Raw genomic sequence first — 16,968 nt, 5'->3', positions numbered from 1 at the left:
TTTTATCTTTATAGAGAGAAATTACTCAGTTTTATCGGCGTAACTTGGTTTCAACTGAACTTTGATTTGTTCAGCGATGTTTTCAGCTTGTGGTCCGAGGACAACTTGGATACTCTGCTTACCTATTTTTAAGACGCCTTTAGCCCCTAATTTCTTCAATTGAGCCTCATCTAATCGGGTATTGTCTTCTACCGTTAAACGGAGTCGAGTGATACAAGCATCAACGGTGCGAATATTATTAGCTCCACCGAGAGCACTGATATAATGTGTGATTGCTTCTTTATCCTGAGAGGCAGAAGTTGCTTTATCAGAATCTTCTTCTTCTCTGCCTATCGTTTTCAGGTTGAACACACGAATCATGAAGGTAAAGACAACGAAGTAGATAACAAAGAATAGGATAATGAGAGGGATCAATATCCATGGTTTTGTTGCTAATCCCCAATTCAATCCAAGGTCAATAAGGCTAGCGGAGAAACCAAAGCCGTGCAAGACGCCTAAAGAGTTTGTAATTACCATGCTAACGCCCGTAAGAATTGCATGTAAGACATATAATACGGGTGCTAAGAACAGGAATGAAAACTCTATTGGTTCAGTGATACCGGTCAGGAATGATGTTAACGCGACGGAAAATAACATCCCACCAATTTGAGGACGACGCGCTTTTGGCGCAGCCAGATACATGGCTAAGGCAGCACCAGGCAATCCACCCATAAAGATTGGGTAGGCCCATGTCATATAGACTCCCGCATTGGGATCACCCGCAAAGAAACGATTGAGATCACCACGAGAGAGGTCAGTCGCTATTTGAGTGATATTTGAACCTTCTATTCCGGGTATAGCTGCTCCAAGAGTGAGTGAGCGTGCTACATCAGGAGCCAAACAGATATTATGCATCGAGTCTGCCAAGTCATAAGTAATTTTTATACAATCACCTAAGCTGAACCAGAAAACAGAATGTAGGATATAGTGCAGGCCAAACGGAATCAGGGAGCGATTAAGAACGCCATAAGTAAACCATCCTGCCACCCCACTTTTTGATACTAACAGGCTGAAATTATCAATACCATGTTGTACATATGGCCAGATATGACCGCAAACCCATGCAAGGAAGAGGCAAATAATTCCGGTTATAATGGGGACTAAACGCTTACCCGCGAAAAACGCCAAAAACTCGGGTAATTGGGTTTCAGAAAAACGGTTATAACAGTGGCCGGCAACAATCCCTGAAATAATACCGGCAAAGAAGGACATATTGATTTTAGGATCAATAACAGCGGTTGCTTTTGTCAGAATAAAAAAGCCAACGACACCCGCGAGAGCTGCTGCTCCATTGTTATCTTTCGCCAGACCGACAGAGATCCCCAGTGCAAATAATAGGGGCAGGTTGTCAAAAATGCCGCCTCCTGCACTGGCAATAAAAGCGATATTGAATACGTCTGGTTGACCGAGCCGCAGTAGTAACGCGGCGATTGGAAGCGAAGCGATCGGGAGCATGAGTGCTTTTCCCAAACGCTGTAAGTAACTAAATATACCCATGGTGCTCACCTATTTGTAGTAAATATTATTGGAGACTTTTCATTATTGACACGACTTATTTTTAATTGAAAAATAAGAAAAAGCCACCGATAAGTAAGTAATTGTGATCGTTGTAACGATATTGATAAGAATTAAAATGAGCACATTGCTGTGCTCATTAATGTGAAACTATTTATGCGTTTTATTAAAAACAGTATTTAAATAGCGGAAGGAAGTGGTGATATGCAACTTGTTGAAATTTCGTTATAAATTCTGTTAACACTTTCTTCGAAGATATCTTTTGACAGTAAGGATCTGAGGTTTTGTTGTTGTATATCAGATATAAATAATTTTTGATCATATGTGGAAATTATTTTTTTCGTTAGTGATATTATGTCATATTTGAACTTATCTTCCGATGAGAAATAAGTTGAAGTTTCCACAGAGCTTAAATCAGGAACAATGGTATAGATGCCATTTAGTGCTGCTTCTAAAGGAGTAATCCCCAACGTTTCGTAACGTGATGTACAGACAAAAATAGCTTTTTTCTTTATTACATTAAAAATACTGAATAGTTTCGTGTGAGGTATTTTATGTGAAATTAAAAAGTATTTTCTATGTTCCTGAGGAATCATGGAATAGAATATATCTCTTCTGGCATCATAATTTTCTTCATCACCTAAGATTAATGTTTTTGTTGGAATGCCTTTTTCTAATAAGTTAATAGAGGCACTAATTAATAACTCTATATTTTTAAAGTAATCTAACCTGGCAACCGCAGTGAATAACAAGACTTCATCTTTATTCGTTTTTAGAAAATGACTTATATCAGGATCTAATGATCCGCATTCGTGATTTTCGCAAGAAAACATAGGTGGATTAACCTGTTTTATTTTTTCTCGATGGACGCCTTTACTTATTAGATAATTACCTTGTAGTTTAGAGTGTTGTATAACAAAATACTCTTTATCAATCAGTGTATTAATACCTATGGATTGTTGTTTATAAAGGTGAACTGCTTTATCTTTATTTTCAAATGCTTGATAAGCTTCTTCTTGTGAGTAATTTCTCTGGAAGTCCTCAACAAAAGGGCCATGGTGTGTGACACCGCATGGGAAGTTTGACGGATGATAGGAGAGAAGTGTATCTGTTTGATAATAAGCAAAAATATTAGAATTATGGTTATTGTTTGTAGAAAGAATTGACAGGGCCTTATCTAAGGCTTCTTTAATATCTTCTGAATTCATCGAAAAATTAAAGAAAATTTTTATATACTTTATTTCATTTGTTTCTAATTGCTCAATTTTGGGAACCAATAGTGACTCATCTCGCTTATAGAGAATGAATCCGGCAAAAACCTGCTGTTTAATAAAGTAATCAGCCATTTTTAATGTAAATGATGTCGCTCCGACCTTAAACCCATCTGTAGAGTGATTTGATATATATTTTTCATTAATGACTATTGCTATAATCATCTTTTTATTGCTTGATGATAAACTTTTCATTTTCATTCTCTGTTGATATGTACGATATCTTCTGATATTGAGGCGGTAATAATAGCAAAGGCGAAATTTCCAGTTACGCGGATGTGCTGAAAGGTATAAAAAGCACTATTCATTATGTGCCAGAGAAGGCGATATCTTTAAGGTATACGCATGTAATCATTAAAATTAAATAATTTTATATATAAAAAGTATGTTAATTTTTATAATCAACAACTAACCCTCTATACAACCTGCTACACAGAAATAATTTCTAATTAGCTTACCGCTGGTAATGAATTATCAGGAGGTGGCTGTAGATCTTTCTGGATCTGCGTGTGATCAGATCTCTTTAATCGGCTAAGATGGGAGCTATTTTCCTGCTGTTACACGCTAACTTTACCCATTTCTCCATTTCCCACTAACAAAGTATTGTTTCTCGGTTCAGCTTAATAGATTATAGAGGGTTATGTTGAAGCGCTTTTTGCATTGAGGAAAAAAACGATGAGTGAGGCAGATGCCCGCCCGACAAACTTTATTTGTCAGATTATTGACGAAGATCTGGCAACGGGGAAACATACTTCCGTACATACCCGCTTTCCGCCTGAACCTAACGGTTATCTGCATATTGGTCATGCCAAGTCGATATGCCTGAATTTCGGCATCGCTCAAGACTATCAGGGACAGTGCAACCTACGTTTTGACGATACAAATCCAGTTAAGGAAGATATCGAGTACGTTGAGTCAATCAAAACTGACGTACAATGGTTGGGTTTCCAGTGGAGTGGCAATATTCGCTATTCTTCTGACTATTTCGATACGCTTTATCAATACGCCATTGAATTAATCAACAAAGGATTGGCGTATGTGGATGAATTGAGTGCAGAAGAAATCCGTGAATATCGCGGTACTCTGAAAGAACTGGGTAAAAACAGTCCCTACCGTGATCGCAGCGTAGAAGAAAACCTCGCTTTATTTGAAAAAATGCGTGCCGGTGAATTTGCTGAAGGTAAGGCGTGTCTGCGTGCCAAAATTGATATGGCATCTCCGTTTATCGTTATGCGTGATCCGGTTATCTACCGTATTAAGTTCGCAGAACATCATCAGTCAGGCAATAAATGGTGCATCTATCCGATGTACGATTTCACACACTGCATTTCCGATGCGCTGGAAGGGATCACCCATTCCATCTGTACACTGGAATTTCAGGATAACCGTCGTTTATATGACTGGGTATTGGATAACATTACGATCGATTGCCATCCACGTCAGTACGAATTTTCTCGTCTGAATCTGGAATATACGGTGATGTCAAAGCGTAAACTGAATCAGTTGGTGGCAGAAAACATCGTTGATGGTTGGGATGATCCACGTATGCCAACTATCTCTGGTTTACGTCGTCGTGGTTATACTGCTGCTGCTATTCGTGAATTCTGCCGCCGCATTGGTGTGACTAAACAGGATAACAACGTTGAAATGGCGGCGCTGGAATCTTGCATTCGTGATGATCTGAACGAAAATGCACCGCGCGCCATGGCGGTTCTTGATCCGGTAAAACTGGTGATTGAGAACATGCCGGAAGGCGAAGTCATTCTGACCATGCCTAATCATCCAAACAAGCCAGAAATGGGTAGCCGTGAAGTGCCGTTCAGCCGTGAACTGTACATTGATCGCGCAGATTTCCGTGAAGAAGCTAACCGTCAGTATAAGCGCTTGGTTCTGGGTAAAGAAGTACGTCTGCGTAATGCGTATGTGATTAAAGCTGAACATGTTGAAAAAGACGCGGAAGGCAATATCACGACAATTTATTGCCAATACGATGAACAAACCTTGAATAAAGATCCGGCTGATGGCCGCAAAGTTAAGGGTGTTATTCATTGGGTAAGCGCTGCACACGGTGTACCAGCGGAATTTTACCTGTATGACCGTCTGTTCAGTGTAGCAAATCCTGGGGCGGAAGATGACTTCCTGTCCACTATCAACCCGGAATCATTGGTGGTTCGAAAAGGGTTTGTAGAGCCTGGGTTGGCAACTGCACTGCCAGAAAAAACATATCAGTTTGAGCGTGAAGGTTATTTCTGTGCTGATAGCCGCCTCTCAAGTGCTGAAAGTCTGGTATTTAACCGCACAGTTGGTCTGCGTGATACTTGGGCAAAAATCTCACAGGAATAATGTGAGTCAGGTTGCCTAATCCACACCTTAAAAAAGCGTGATTCTTTTCACGCTTCATAGTCCATCTGGATTGTTGCTACAACGGGGCTTATGCAAGTTTTGGAAGGAAGTCCCTTTCATTCGTTAAAAATTGCACGCTGTGGAAAAAACGACTCGGCTATTGCCGGGTCGTTGAGAGTTTTATTGGCCTATATTGGGAAGATAATAGGCAAGGTATTTTGAGAGTAGCTCTTTTCCCATAGGGGTAAAATGCAGCGGAGTTGATGCCTTAGCCAAGGCTGAATTTGTATTCGTGGTATCATAGATCGGCATATTGTCATTAGCCTCCCATCGGGTCCACTGATGGTAGACACGCTCAGAAAGCATGGGTAGCAAGGGCAACAATGCGTTGTCGTTCAAATGAGGATCGGCGGTCAGTCTGGAGAGCCATTCGTTGTAAGGGAGTGACTGCAACGGATGTCCATAACATTCTTCTAAAAGGCGGAAGAAACCATCAATGTCAACGGACTGCTCTATCTGTGGTGGAACGAGGTGGTAAACCTGACCTAGATTCTGTATGTCAGTAGCGATAGTCAAAATCGCCGCGCTGACATAATCGACCGGAACGAACTCCTTTCGCTGGCGCGGTAGTTGCGGACAAACACCAATATCAATACATCCCCTGATCAGGCGTGCGACGAAATCATTTGGATTGCCGACGCCGTGAACGCTGTCACCCATAATGAACCCCGGCCGGTAGACGGACAACGGGATGCCAAGTTCCCGGGCCTGCCGGATAAGCTGCTCTACAACCCATTTGCTCTGTGCGTAGCCGGTATCATATTTCAGGCCCTCGATATAGGGGATGAGGCTATCATTCTCATAGATACGGGTTGTGGGATTCAGCAATCCCGCCGGACCGAATGCTGCAATCGTCGATGAGTAATGCACGGCCTTGGCTTTGCCTTGAGTGGCGAAACGAAGAATGTTCAGCGTGCTGTCGATGTTGAAGACGCGCTGCATTCGGTAGGGATGGATGTAGTTGACATTTGCTGCCAAATGAAAAACGACATCGCTCGTGTTGGCCAATTCATCATGGAGTTCGTCGCTGAGCCCTAATTTGGGTTGAGACAAGTCACCAGTAACGGCCCTAATGCGCCCGGCGAACGAAGCCTCCCACAATCCGTATTTGGAAAGGGTGTCCTCAATACGTTGGTACGCCGTGGCATCGTCTTTTGCCCGAACGAGACAAACTACGTTTTTTATATTCTCTTTTATATTCCCGAGAGTAAGGAGATCACGTAAGAAGAACGCGCCCAGAAAGCCGGTCGCACCTGTCAGAAAAATGGATGCGTTGGCAAGATGCGCCCAGTCCTGCGGTTTCTCCGCTAATGGCTTGATATCGTCCGGTAGTTTCGCGTCGCACAACCATTCCTCCATTTCATCCAGCGCCTGTGGGGAATTGCCTTGTGAAACGATTTTGGCTAGTTGTCGGAGGCTTGGTACCTCGTAAATGGTCTGTACCAAGAAGTGTTGTTTAAACTGATGAGCGAGTTCAATCACAAGACGAGCCGCTTGCAGGGAACTGCCTCCCATTTGAAAGAAGTTGTCGTCAAGCGAGATCTCGCTGTTGTTCAGGATCTTGCTCCAGATGCGATACACCTCATACTCGGTATCGTTGAAGCCAGCGGGCCGCTCTTCAGACGGCGCACGCTTTGTGAACAGTGCTATAAGCTTGCGCTGATCTATCTTTCCGTGCGGTGTCATAGGAATATCCTCGACGACGAAAAGACGAGGCTGCATGTATGCAGGCAGATACTCACTCAATTCCCGTGCGAGACGATCCCGGTCGAAAGTGTCCGGCGACAGAGGAACAACGAATGCGGCAAGAAAATCGTCTTCTCCCTCGTTCTTGACAGCGCAGGCCCTAGCCAGACTAACCTCCTTGCTTTTTAGAAGCCGAACTTCGATTTCTTCCAGTTCGATACGATGACCGCGGATCTTCACCTGATTGTCGATGCGCCCTGAATACATGAAGACACCATCGTCACGCTGCCAACTGAGATCGCCCGTCTTGTAAAGCCGCATTGGTAGGGAATGTCCGGGGATAGTGACATGTACGAAACGATCAGCATTCAACTCGTTACGGTTCCAGTACCCCCGTGAAAGTCCTTTACCACCGAGATAAAGTTGTCCCAGATTCCCCGGTGCCAGCGGCTCCAGATTATCATCCAAAATAAATGCGCTGGTACGGTCGATCGGTCGTCCGATAGGCACACTGCCACCAACCAGATCGTCCAGATTGATATCGTGTGAAAGCGCAAATATGGTACTTTCCGTTGGGCCATACCCATTAATAATATGTTGTGGGGGCGCGCCTGCTTCCAGAACCAGCTTCACCGTGTGGGCATTGAGCGCTTCGGCACCTATCACAAGATAGCGAATATCACGGAATGCCCGAGGGTATGTTTTCGCGATCAGATTGAAGAGCGTTGCCGCAACAAAGACGATAGAAATTTTGCGCCTCGCCAGTTCGGCTTGAAAATGCTCTATGTTCAGCACATCCTTTTTAGGGGGCACGAAAGCCGTCGCGCCATTGAGGAGTGCGCCCCAGATTTCGAACAGTGAGATGTCGAATGTTGGATTGCAGGTGCAGGCAATGCGATCTTCAGGCGTGAGATGTATATATGTCGTATCGACGACGACCCGCATGATGCTTTTTTCCTCGATCTGCACACCTTTCGGCTTACCGGTCGTGCCGGAGGTAAAGAGAACATGGGTTCGATGATGTGGAGCCAGGCAAGCAATCCCGCTATCGGTTTCGGTTAAGTCTTCCCCTTCAAGAAGATCGGGAAATGAAACGAGTGTGGTGTGTAATTGTGGGAAGCTGTCTGGCGAATCGGTAATGGTCCATCTCACATCCAGATCGTCTAACATGTCGTTTAGGCGCGCTGGAGGTACATTCGGGTCGAGAGGCACGCAACTTCCGCCAGCCATAAGAATGGCAAGCTGGCTCGTGATTTGTTCAATGCCTGATGGCAGCAGGATCGCAATAGGCTCTTCATGCCTAATTCCAAACGACCGCAGCGAACCGGCAACGGTCGCTGCTTGCATTTTAAGGGTATGATAATTAATCGATTTTTCAGGTGTGAGGACTGCGACTTTGTCGGGATAACTATGAACCTGCTTCAGGAAATGAGGCAACATTCAAACCTCCTATAGGACATAAGGATAAGACATAAAGAATAATTATATCCAATGGAATTATTTATTATGAAATAATAACCAAAGGTTATTATTAAATCATGGACGCAGTCAGTTCCGAATACAAGTCTCTTGTATGCTTTGTAATTTATTTTTTTGAGATGTATCTCAAAGACTTTTCTTTTTGATAGTTCAAACCAGAAAAAATATGTTGTTGCGTCTACTTCTACAGAGAAAAAAGATTTCGAGTTAAAACTTGAAAGTGATTATCGTGATATCCGCTGCTGTGGGGTTCGTTGGAAGTACAGATAAAAGCATTGTAATGAAAATTGATTCCTTCAAATTTGATTAAAAAATTGCCTTATAGTCCCATATTGTATAGGGTTATTGGCTAGCAAAATCTGTACGTTATTTACCCAGAGAAAAGAATAAGAAATTCGGACGAGGTCATTTATGAAAACCATAAAATTACGTACCTTGGCAGCATTCATCACGGCAGTTGGATTTATAGGTAACGCCCATGCGGAAATGACATCACAACAGATCGTAGATTCATTGAGCCAGCTAAAAGTCAATTTCAAAGTCATTGATAATCAGGCTGGTTCGCATGGTACAAACTGCGCCATTATAGGAGCAGATTCGGCTGCCTGTAATCGAGTTAATATCACCTTGAGCAATGGCAATCAGGTAATAGAATCATCTGATTGGGCGATCTATTTTCATAGTATTCGCCAGGTTCTGAAACTGGATAATGATCAATACAAAATCACCCATATAACGGGTGACTTGTATAAATTGGAGCCAAGCGAGAAATTTACAGGTATCAAGGCCAATGAAAAGATAGTATTGCCGATTATTGGGGAATACTGGCAGATCTACAGCACGGATTTTATGCCGCGTTGGTATGCAACCTCCGGCGATGCTACGCCTAAGGTATTGGTGAATACCGATACTGAAAACATCAGTGAGTTTTTATCTGATCTGGAAGGCGAACAATGGAAGCGCACCGTAACAGATAACAATATCCTGATGACACCGGAGAATCGCTTCACAAAAAATCAGCAGGTAGCAAAAATCAGTGAGGATAAACTGCGCGGGCAGATAATTCCGACACCGAAGGAGCTTTCCATTCATTCACAGGATGTTGATTTATCCCGTGGAGTGAAATTAGAGCTGGGAGGGTTGAGCGGCGAGTCTATTAAAGTCATCAGAGAGCGTTTTAAAGCACAGGACATTGACTTAACAGATAGCGGCTATCGGATAGCGACGCAAATCAATGCGAACCAATTTACAGGGCCATGGCGGGTAAAAGGTGCCTATTCGTTGGCAATTACGACCAAAGGAGCGCAGATTGTCGCGTTTGATCAATCGGGTGTATTTTATGGTCTGCAATCGCTATTTTCTTTACTTCCTGCCAACGGTACGCCGAAGATTGCTACATTGACGGCAAAAGATGCGCCGAGGTTTGAATACCGTGGCGTGTTCCTTGATGTTGGGCGTAATTTTCATAGCAAAGAAGCGGTGTTACGTCTGCTCGATCAAATGTCCAACTATAAGTTGAATAAGTTCCACTTCCATTTGAGTGACGATGAGGGCTGGCGTTTGGAAATTCCCGGTTTACCGGAGTTGACAGAGGTTGGCAGTCAGCGTTGCCATGACTTGAGTGAAACCCAGTGCCTGTTGCCGCAATTGGGGTCAGGGCCGAATAACAACAACATGGGTAGCGGCTATTTCAGCCGTCAGGATTATCTTGATATTCTGAATTATGCCAAAGCTCGCCAGATAGAAGTCATACCCGAAATTGATATTCCCGCTCATGCCCGTGCTGCTGTTGTATCGATGGAAGCACGTTATAAGAAACTCATGGCACAAGGCAAAGAGCAGGAGGCCAATGAATATCGCTTACTTGATCCGACCGATACCTCAAATACAACATCCGTACAGTTCTATGATCGCCGGAGTTACCTGAATCCATGTATGGATTCTTCCAAACGATTTATCGATAAAGTGATTAGCGAAATTGTCACCATGCACAAAGAAGCCGGGCAACCGTTGAATACATGGCATTTTGGCGGGGATGAGGCAAAAAATATTCGTTTGGGTGACGGATATCAGGATGAAGGCGGACCAATTGTGCCGGGCAAGGGGATTATCAACAAAAAAATCGAAGATAAGCCGTGGGCTAAGTCTCAGGTTTGTCAGAAGATGATCGCGCAGGGTGTAATCAAAGATGTTGATGAGCTTGCCAGTTATTTTGCTATTGAAGTAAGTAAAATCGTCAACTCTCACGGCATTGACACAATGCAGGCATGGCAGGATGGTCTGAAACACGCCAAGTCAGCAAAAGACTTTGCCACTAAACATGTTGCGGTCAATTTCTGGGATATCCTTTATTGGGGAGGTTATGACACCGTAAATGGTTGGGCGAATAAAGATTATCGAGTTATCGTTTCCAGCCCTGATTATGTCTACATTGATATGCCGTATGAAGTGCATCCGAAAGAGCGGGGCTACTATTGGGCGACCCGGTTTAATGACGAGGCGAAAATCTTCAGCTTTGCCCCAAATAACATGCCACAAAATGCGGAAACCTCGGTAGATCGCGATGGCAACCGTTTTAATACTGATAGCAATAAACGTTGGCCGGGCGCTTATGGTATGTCAGGGCTATCATGGAGTGAAACCGTGCGTACCGATGAACAGATGGAATATATGATTTACCCGCGCTTATTACCGCTGGCGGAACGAGCCTGGCATCAGGCGAATTGGGAACTGAATTATCAGCAGGGAAGAGAATATAAAGGTGGAATAACCCATTATGTTGAGACGGATGTGCTCAATCGTGATTGGGAACGTTTTGCCAACCTGATGGGGCAGCGTGAGCTGACTAAACTGGATAAACTCAATATTGCTTATCGCCTGCCGGTTCCGGGAGGAAAAATTGTTGCCGGGGTATTTGAAGCCAATATTGCGTTGCCGGGTGTTGTTATCCAATATTCACTGGATGATGGAAAAACATGGCAGATTTACGATGATAGACAGCGGCCTTACGTCAGCAGTAATGTGAAAATTCGTTCTGTCAGTAGTGATGGAAAACGTTTTAGCCGGATAGACGAAGTTAAATTTTAACGCTTAAATTTAACGTCTAAAGCAATCTGCCGATTAGCTCGCGCTAATCGGCAGTAGTTTATTCAGACTAAGTCAGACACAAGAAGCGAACGACATTCATCACTTCTTTATTGTGCTTGCTTATTATGCTCTTTCATCATGCAGTGAACCCTCTTTGCGGCAATCACCAACAGCACAGTGACCATATAAGTAGAGGCTATGGTTTGAAAGTTTAATGCCATAGCGTTCTGCAATGTCTTTCTGGCGTTCTTCAATCGATTCGTCACTGAATTCAATGACTTTACCACAATCGAGACAAATTAGATGGTCATGGTGGTGTTGCTGAGTGAGTTCAAAAACAGATTTACCGCCTTCAAAATTGTGGCGTGTGACAATGCCGGCATCATCGAACTGGTTCAACACGCGATAGACAGTGGCGAGGCCAATCTCTTCACCGATATCAATCAGTTTTTTGTAGAGATCCTCCGCACTGACATGATGGCATTCTGGGTCCTGTAGCACTTCCAGAATTTTCAAGCGCGGAAGTGTTACTTTAAGTCCAGCATTTTTCAATGCTTTATTGTTGTCGGTCATGCGGATTCAGTCCTGTAACTTGAGTTAAGTGAACTTATGATACTTAGGGGTATCGTGAGGGAATCATGATTCTGTTTCACGTTGTTGATTATAGGCATGGATATTCAAAATGAAAACCATGCCAGACCTGATATCATGACACATTATGCAAGTGTGTGAAAGGAAGCTAATGCCCTTATGCACCCAGAATTTCAGACAGGCTCATTTCAGCCTTAATTTTTTGTACCCAGTCTTCAACGCGCTCATCAGTTAATTCTGGTTGGCGGTCTTCATCAATAGCCAGACCAATGAAGTGGTTATCATCAGCCATACCTTTAGAAGCTTCAAAGTGATACCCTTCGGTTGGCCAGTGACCTACAATAATCGCGCCACGAGGTTCAATAATATCGCGGATGGTGCCCATAGCATCACAGAAATACTCTGCATAATCTTCCTGATCACCGCAACCGAATAGAGCGACCAGTTTCCCTTCGAAGTTAATCTCTTCCAAAGTCGGGAAAAAATCATCCCAGTCGCATTGAGCTTCGCCGTAATACCAGGTTGGGATGCCAAGCAGCAGAATATCGAAGGCTTCAATGTCTTCCTTGCTGCTTTTGGCAATATCGTGGACTTCAGCAACATCAGCACCACCCAATTTTTCTTGGATCATTTTGGCGATGTTCTCTGTGTTGCCTGTATCGCTGCCGAAGAATATACCTATTATTGCCATAAAATGGGTTAACCTCTTGTTTTATTGTGTATCTAAGCGATACACATCACGCTGAAATCAGCAGGAAAAATGTCAGTTTTAATAAAATGAAAAGCGTTATTTTGACCAAACATCCATGACAAGTCTGTCAGATTTGTGTGGTGATGCCGCTTTATTGCTGTTGAATAAAAGCCTTTAATCGGCAAGGTGATTTTTTTCTGTCAGTTGGGCTAACAGCATCTGTTCAATCAGTTCACTACGGCTGATATTACGCTGTTTTGCCAGATGATTTAGTGCATCGACTGCCTCTTCGTTGAGTTTTAATTCCACTCGACGCAGTCCCTTGACTTTATCTCGTCGCAACTGGTTGCGTTTATTAATCCTAAGCTGTTCATCTCTGGACAGTGGGTTTGTTTTAGGTCGCCCTGGCCTGCGTTCATCTGCGAACAAATCCAGTGTGGTGCGATCAGTTTGTTCTTTTGCCATAAATTCAATAGATAAAGGGCGTGTACCAATAATATAGCGGGCAATAATACCTTAGCTGAGCGCGTGTCGCTACTGGTTGATGGGGGAGATTGTCGGAATCAGCCTTTACGTCGTAAACGCCTTTCGTATCATTGCAGTAAAGAAGACGGCATTCGCCAGATGGCACAAGGTTCTGATTCCGTTTATATAAATGGATTACCTGCATCGCGGGTAGGAGACAAACCTACTCAGTGACGGATAAGTTGCACTTCACGTGGCACCCTTAGATGAATGGTAGAAAAACCATTTTTCAGGCGTTGAACGCGCAGGCTACGACCGCCCAAATCAACATCAGACAGTTTCAGGCTCAGCAACTCGGATATCCTGAAACAGCAGTATTTCAATCTCTGGTTGGGTCAAGGTACTCGCGTTTTAGAGAGTGCAAAAAATGCTCATCAATGATGATATTTTTGGCGGTACTCTTTTGGTGTTAATCCATTGCAACGTTTAAATAACTCTCTGAAATAACGGGTATCCTCATAACCCACTTCATGGCTGATTTCTTCGATAGTTTTCTGTGATTTTTCCAGCCAATATTTAGCCTGTGACAGACGGATCTGTTGAATATATTGAATCGGTGTTTTCCCTGTGGCGATTTTAAAACGGCGTTTCATTTGGCGTTCACAAAGATGAATTTTATTGGCTAAATCGGCAACGGATAAAATTTCAGAGGGAAAAGCATGCATCCAATCTTGTAGTTTGTGGATCAGCGAATCGGCATGTTGGCGATAAGCGGCAAAACTGGCGGAATCAGACAAATTTTTATTGTCATTTTCACCTAGCAGGAATTTCGCGCATCGTTCTCTGGCATATTGCCCGTAGATCAACTCAACAATATTCAGCATAGCGCTTCCGCACCCATAGGCGCTGGAAATGCAAAAACGGTGATTGTCACTGATGATCTTTTCGTCGGTATAAAAGGGGATATGGGGGAATATTTTTTTGAATTCAGTGGAAAAGTGAGGGTGGATTGTTGCACCTGTGTTTAATAATCCTGCTTTGGCAAGTATAAAAGTGCCAGAGCAGATTGAAACAATAGGAATGTGTTTTTCATCCATCGCCTTAAGCCACTCAATGATTTCCCTCGAACAATGCCGTGGTTCCCATTCAGGAAAGCCCAGTGAGCCGACCAGAATAATATCGGGTTTCTGGTCGTCTTGAAGAGTATTGTGGAAGGTATTGTGGAGAGTATCGTGGGCAGTAGGTGCAGAATCCCCAAACAGGCCATTTGTATTATTGACTCTTTGGTTAGTTATTCCCTGATCGATCATGCCTTGATGGGTTGGAGAAATAATATTGACATGAGGAATTGGGCCGCCAATGGTATTGGCGGCAATGGTGAGAATTTCAATCGGCATGGCAACCGAAGTGACTGATGTGTGAGAAAAAACCAAAGCTGTAATAGAGACTTGTTTCATAATTATATTCTCTTCCTTAAGAACATTTTGTGATGCTATGTTAATTTCGTTATGAAATTAATTCTAAGGCGAAATAAGCTTCATGTCTTCAATGAATTTTCATTTTTTGTCGTCGTAAAAAGCGTCATAAAAAATCACCAAATCACTTGGTTTGTTGATGCCAGAGTTGGGCATATAAGCTGTCTTGCTGCACGAGAGCATCATGTGAACCTGATTCAACGATTTTCCCTTGATCTAAAACGAAAATTTTATTGGCGTGGCGAATAGTATTCAGCCGATGGGCGATACTAATCACCGTTCGGTTGCGGCATATTTCATCCATATTGCTCATAATGGCCGCTTCAGATTCATAATCCAGTGCGGAAGTGGCTTCATCAAGGATCAGGATCCTGGGATCATTCAGCAACGCCCTCGCCAATGCGATACGCTGCCGTTGTCCGCCAGAAAGATTGCTCCCTTTTTCACCAACAGGATGAGCGAATTTTTGTGGGAACGCATTGATGAAATCAGTGGCACCCGCTAGGTTTGCTGCCTGATAAACTTCTTCATCACTGGCATTGGGTTTGCACAAGCGGATGTTATCTGCAATGCTGCCGGAAAACAGAATGCTCTCCTGCAAAACCACACTCATATTACGGCGCAGTGATACAGGGTCGGCGATAGCTAAATCCATGCCATCCACCAAAACCTGTCCGTGTTGTGGTACATACAGGCGCTGCAACAGTCGGGTCAGCGTGCTTTTGCCGGAGCCTGACGGCCCTGTAATGCCGATAAACTCTCCTGCCTTAATCCCCAGTGACAGATTTGCCAGCACTTCTGGTGTATCTGCATGATAGCGGAAGCGTATGTTCCTGAATTCAATCTGGCCTGCCAGCTCAGGTGCCGATGCCAGCCCCTGTTTACTGTTTTCCATGGGTTCATCCAGAATATCGCCAACCCGACGCAGGGCGATCAGGGTATGTTGAAAATCTTGCCAGACTTGGGCCAATCGTAATATCGGTTGGGTAACGTGGCCTGCCAGCATATTAAAAGCAATTAATTCACCGGGAGATAAATTGCCATCAAGCACAGCCCGGACTCCCCACCATAACAGTAAGGCGGCGACAACTTTCTGGATAAGGGCGATCCCTTGTCCCGCTGCCAGTCCGCTTTTCTGAGCCGTAAAGCGTTGGATCAACTGCTGGCTCAATGCCTTTTGCCACTGGTGCAAAAAACGTTTTTCGGTTGCGGTCGTTTTGATGGTTTCGATACCCGTGACAGCTTCTGTCAGGAAACTCGTGGCATTGGCATCGGCTTCATACTCTTTTTCTACTTTGCGCCGAATAATTGGCCCGACGGCGACCCAGAGCAGGAAATAGAGTACCAGCGAACTGATAACGATCCATGTCAGCAGGGTAGAGTAGTGAAACATGACGCCCAGAAACAGAATGATGAAAATCAGGTCGAGCAGCAACATCAGGGTAGAGCCGGTCAGAAACTGCCGGATATGCGCCATTTCCCTCACTCTGGCGATAATTTGCCCTGTTTGGCGTTGCTTGAAATAAGGCAGGGGCAATCCCACGAGATGGCGATAAAGCCTGCCGGAAAGTTCGGCGTTGATCTGGCTGGCCATATGCCCAAACACGGTATTACGCAGAAAACCATACAGTGGTTCAGCCAATGCCAGCGCGAGCATCGCCATACCGAGGACATGCAGGCTGGCAATACTTCGTCCAACCAGCACCTTGTCGATGACATTTTCAAACAACAAGGGCGCTGCCAGCGCAAAAAGCTGCAACACAATGGCAAACAGGAAAATATCCCGTAACTGATTTTTTTGCCTGAAAATGGAAGGATAAAACCAGCTCAGCCCAAATTTAACCTGTTGTTTAGTCAGTGTCTTATCTGCCACCAACAGCACTTTATATTGGTTAGCATATTGGTTAGCGCTGCACTTATCGGATTGCGCTTTCTCATTGTGCGCAGGCTGAACCCACGCACGCACTTCGCATTTCCCGCTGGTCGGATCGAACAGAGTAAACGCATCAGGGTGAATTTCTGACAGTACCCACCAACGCTGATCGATTTCAATTAATGCAGGCAAAGGTAATGTACTGACGCTATCCGGTGTCAGGCGATCAAATTTACTGTGCAATCCAATGGCATCAGCCGCTTCACGTAGTTGTGAATCTGTCAGCGTCAGGGAATCCAGCCCCAGTGCATGGTGCAGTTGTTCGACAGATGCGACCTTATGGAACTGTTTTCCCAAATAGACAATACAATTCAGAGCATAATCGTCAATCAT

Annotated in this window: 12 protein-coding genes; 3 read left to right on the top strand and 9 right to left on the bottom strand. The window is 44.0% G+C overall.

Features of this window, described 5'->3' with window-relative positions; genetic code table 11:
• Positions 1-21: 21 nt before the first annotated feature.
• Together nagE and Xenpb_RS03000 are read right to left on the bottom strand one after the other, a co-directional pair.
• A complete protein-coding gene (gene nagE / locus Xenpb_RS03005) occupies positions 22-1,536 on the bottom strand; it encodes an N-acetylglucosamine-specific PTS transporter subunit IIBC (protein WP_187653031.1) in 1,515 nt (504 codons plus the stop codon).
• A gap of 197 nt (positions 1,537-1,733) precedes the next feature.
• Positions 1,734-3,020: a glycosyltransferase gene (locus tag Xenpb_RS03000; protein ID WP_187653030.1), complete on the bottom strand. Its 1,287-nt coding sequence runs from the start codon at positions 3,018-3,020 to the stop codon at positions 1,734-1,736.
• Between the two features lie 480 nt (positions 3,021-3,500).
• Between Xenpb_RS03000 and glnS the strand changes: the two genes are divergently transcribed.
• Positions 3,501-5,168, top strand: a complete 1,668-nt coding sequence (glnS, locus tag Xenpb_RS02995) for a glutamine--tRNA ligase (RefSeq protein WP_187653029.1) — start codon at positions 3,501-3,503, stop codon at positions 5,166-5,168.
• A 180-nt stretch (positions 5,169-5,348) separates the two neighbouring features.
• On the opposite strand, the gene Xenpb_RS02990 is transcribed toward glnS, so the two are convergent.
• Positions 5,349-8,354 carry a non-ribosomal peptide synthetase gene (locus Xenpb_RS02990; RefSeq protein WP_187653028.1) on the bottom strand — a complete coding sequence of 1,002 codons (3,006 nt, stop codon included), beginning with the start codon at positions 8,352-8,354 and terminating at the stop codon, positions 5,349-5,351.
• A 450-nt stretch (positions 8,355-8,804) separates the two neighbouring features.
• Between Xenpb_RS02990 and Xenpb_RS02985 the strand changes: the two genes are divergently transcribed.
• The gene (locus Xenpb_RS02985; protein ID WP_187653027.1) at positions 8,805-11,480 is read left to right on the top strand and encodes a beta-N-acetylhexosaminidase; all 2,676 of its coding nucleotides are present in this window, start codon (positions 8,805-8,807) and stop codon (positions 11,478-11,480) included.
• A 123-nt stretch (positions 11,481-11,603) separates the two neighbouring features.
• Here the strand turns inward: Xenpb_RS02985 and fur are convergent, their stop codons facing one another.
• From fur to ybfE, 3 genes are all read right to left on the bottom strand, one after another.
• Positions 11,604-12,053, bottom strand: coding sequence for a ferric iron uptake transcriptional regulator (gene fur / locus Xenpb_RS02980; RefSeq protein WP_187653026.1), 450 nt, complete (start codon positions 12,051-12,053; stop codon positions 11,604-11,606).
• Positions 12,054-12,228: 175 nt separating this feature from the next.
• Positions 12,229-12,762: a flavodoxin FldA gene (gene fldA, locus Xenpb_RS02975; RefSeq protein ID WP_187653025.1), complete on the bottom strand. Its 534-nt coding sequence runs from the start codon at positions 12,760-12,762 to the stop codon at positions 12,229-12,231.
• A gap of 174 nt (positions 12,763-12,936) precedes the next feature.
• Positions 12,937-13,227, bottom strand: coding sequence for a LexA regulated protein (gene ybfE, locus Xenpb_RS02970; RefSeq protein ID WP_099114637.1), 291 nt, complete (start codon positions 13,225-13,227; stop codon positions 12,937-12,939).
• Positions 13,228-13,290: 63 nt separating this feature from the next.
• On the opposite strand from ybfE, the gene Xenpb_RS02965 reads away from it, so the two are divergent.
• Complete coding sequence (locus Xenpb_RS02965) at positions 13,291-13,461, top strand: PAAR domain-containing protein (protein WP_187653024.1); 171 nt, start codon at positions 13,291-13,293, stop codon at positions 13,459-13,461.
• On the opposite strand, the gene Xenpb_RS02960 is transcribed toward Xenpb_RS02965, so the two are convergent.
• The 3 genes from Xenpb_RS02960 to Xenpb_RS02950 form a co-directional block, all read right to left on the bottom strand.
• Positions 13,455-13,580, bottom strand: coding sequence for a hypothetical protein (locus Xenpb_RS02960; RefSeq protein ID WP_304952535.1), 126 nt, complete (start codon positions 13,578-13,580; stop codon positions 13,455-13,457). The genes Xenpb_RS02965 and Xenpb_RS02960 overlap by 7 nt on opposite strands.
• A gap of 81 nt (positions 13,581-13,661) precedes the next feature.
• The gene (locus tag Xenpb_RS02955) at positions 13,662-14,684 is read right to left on the bottom strand and encodes a GlxA family transcriptional regulator (protein WP_187653023.1); all 1,023 of its coding nucleotides are present in this window, start codon (positions 14,682-14,684) and stop codon (positions 13,662-13,664) included.
• 142 nt (positions 14,685-14,826) lie between these two features.
• Positions 14,827-16,968, bottom strand: coding sequence for a type I secretion system permease/ATPase (locus tag Xenpb_RS02950; protein WP_187653022.1), 2,142 nt, complete (start codon positions 16,966-16,968; stop codon positions 14,827-14,829).

Source organism: Xenorhabdus sp. PB62.4 (assembly GCF_014467285.1).
Classification (GTDB): domain Bacteria; phylum Pseudomonadota; class Gammaproteobacteria; order Enterobacterales; family Enterobacteriaceae; genus Xenorhabdus.
Note: the sequence above shows the minus strand (reverse complement) of the source record. Positions and strands in the feature narration are given on the sequence as shown.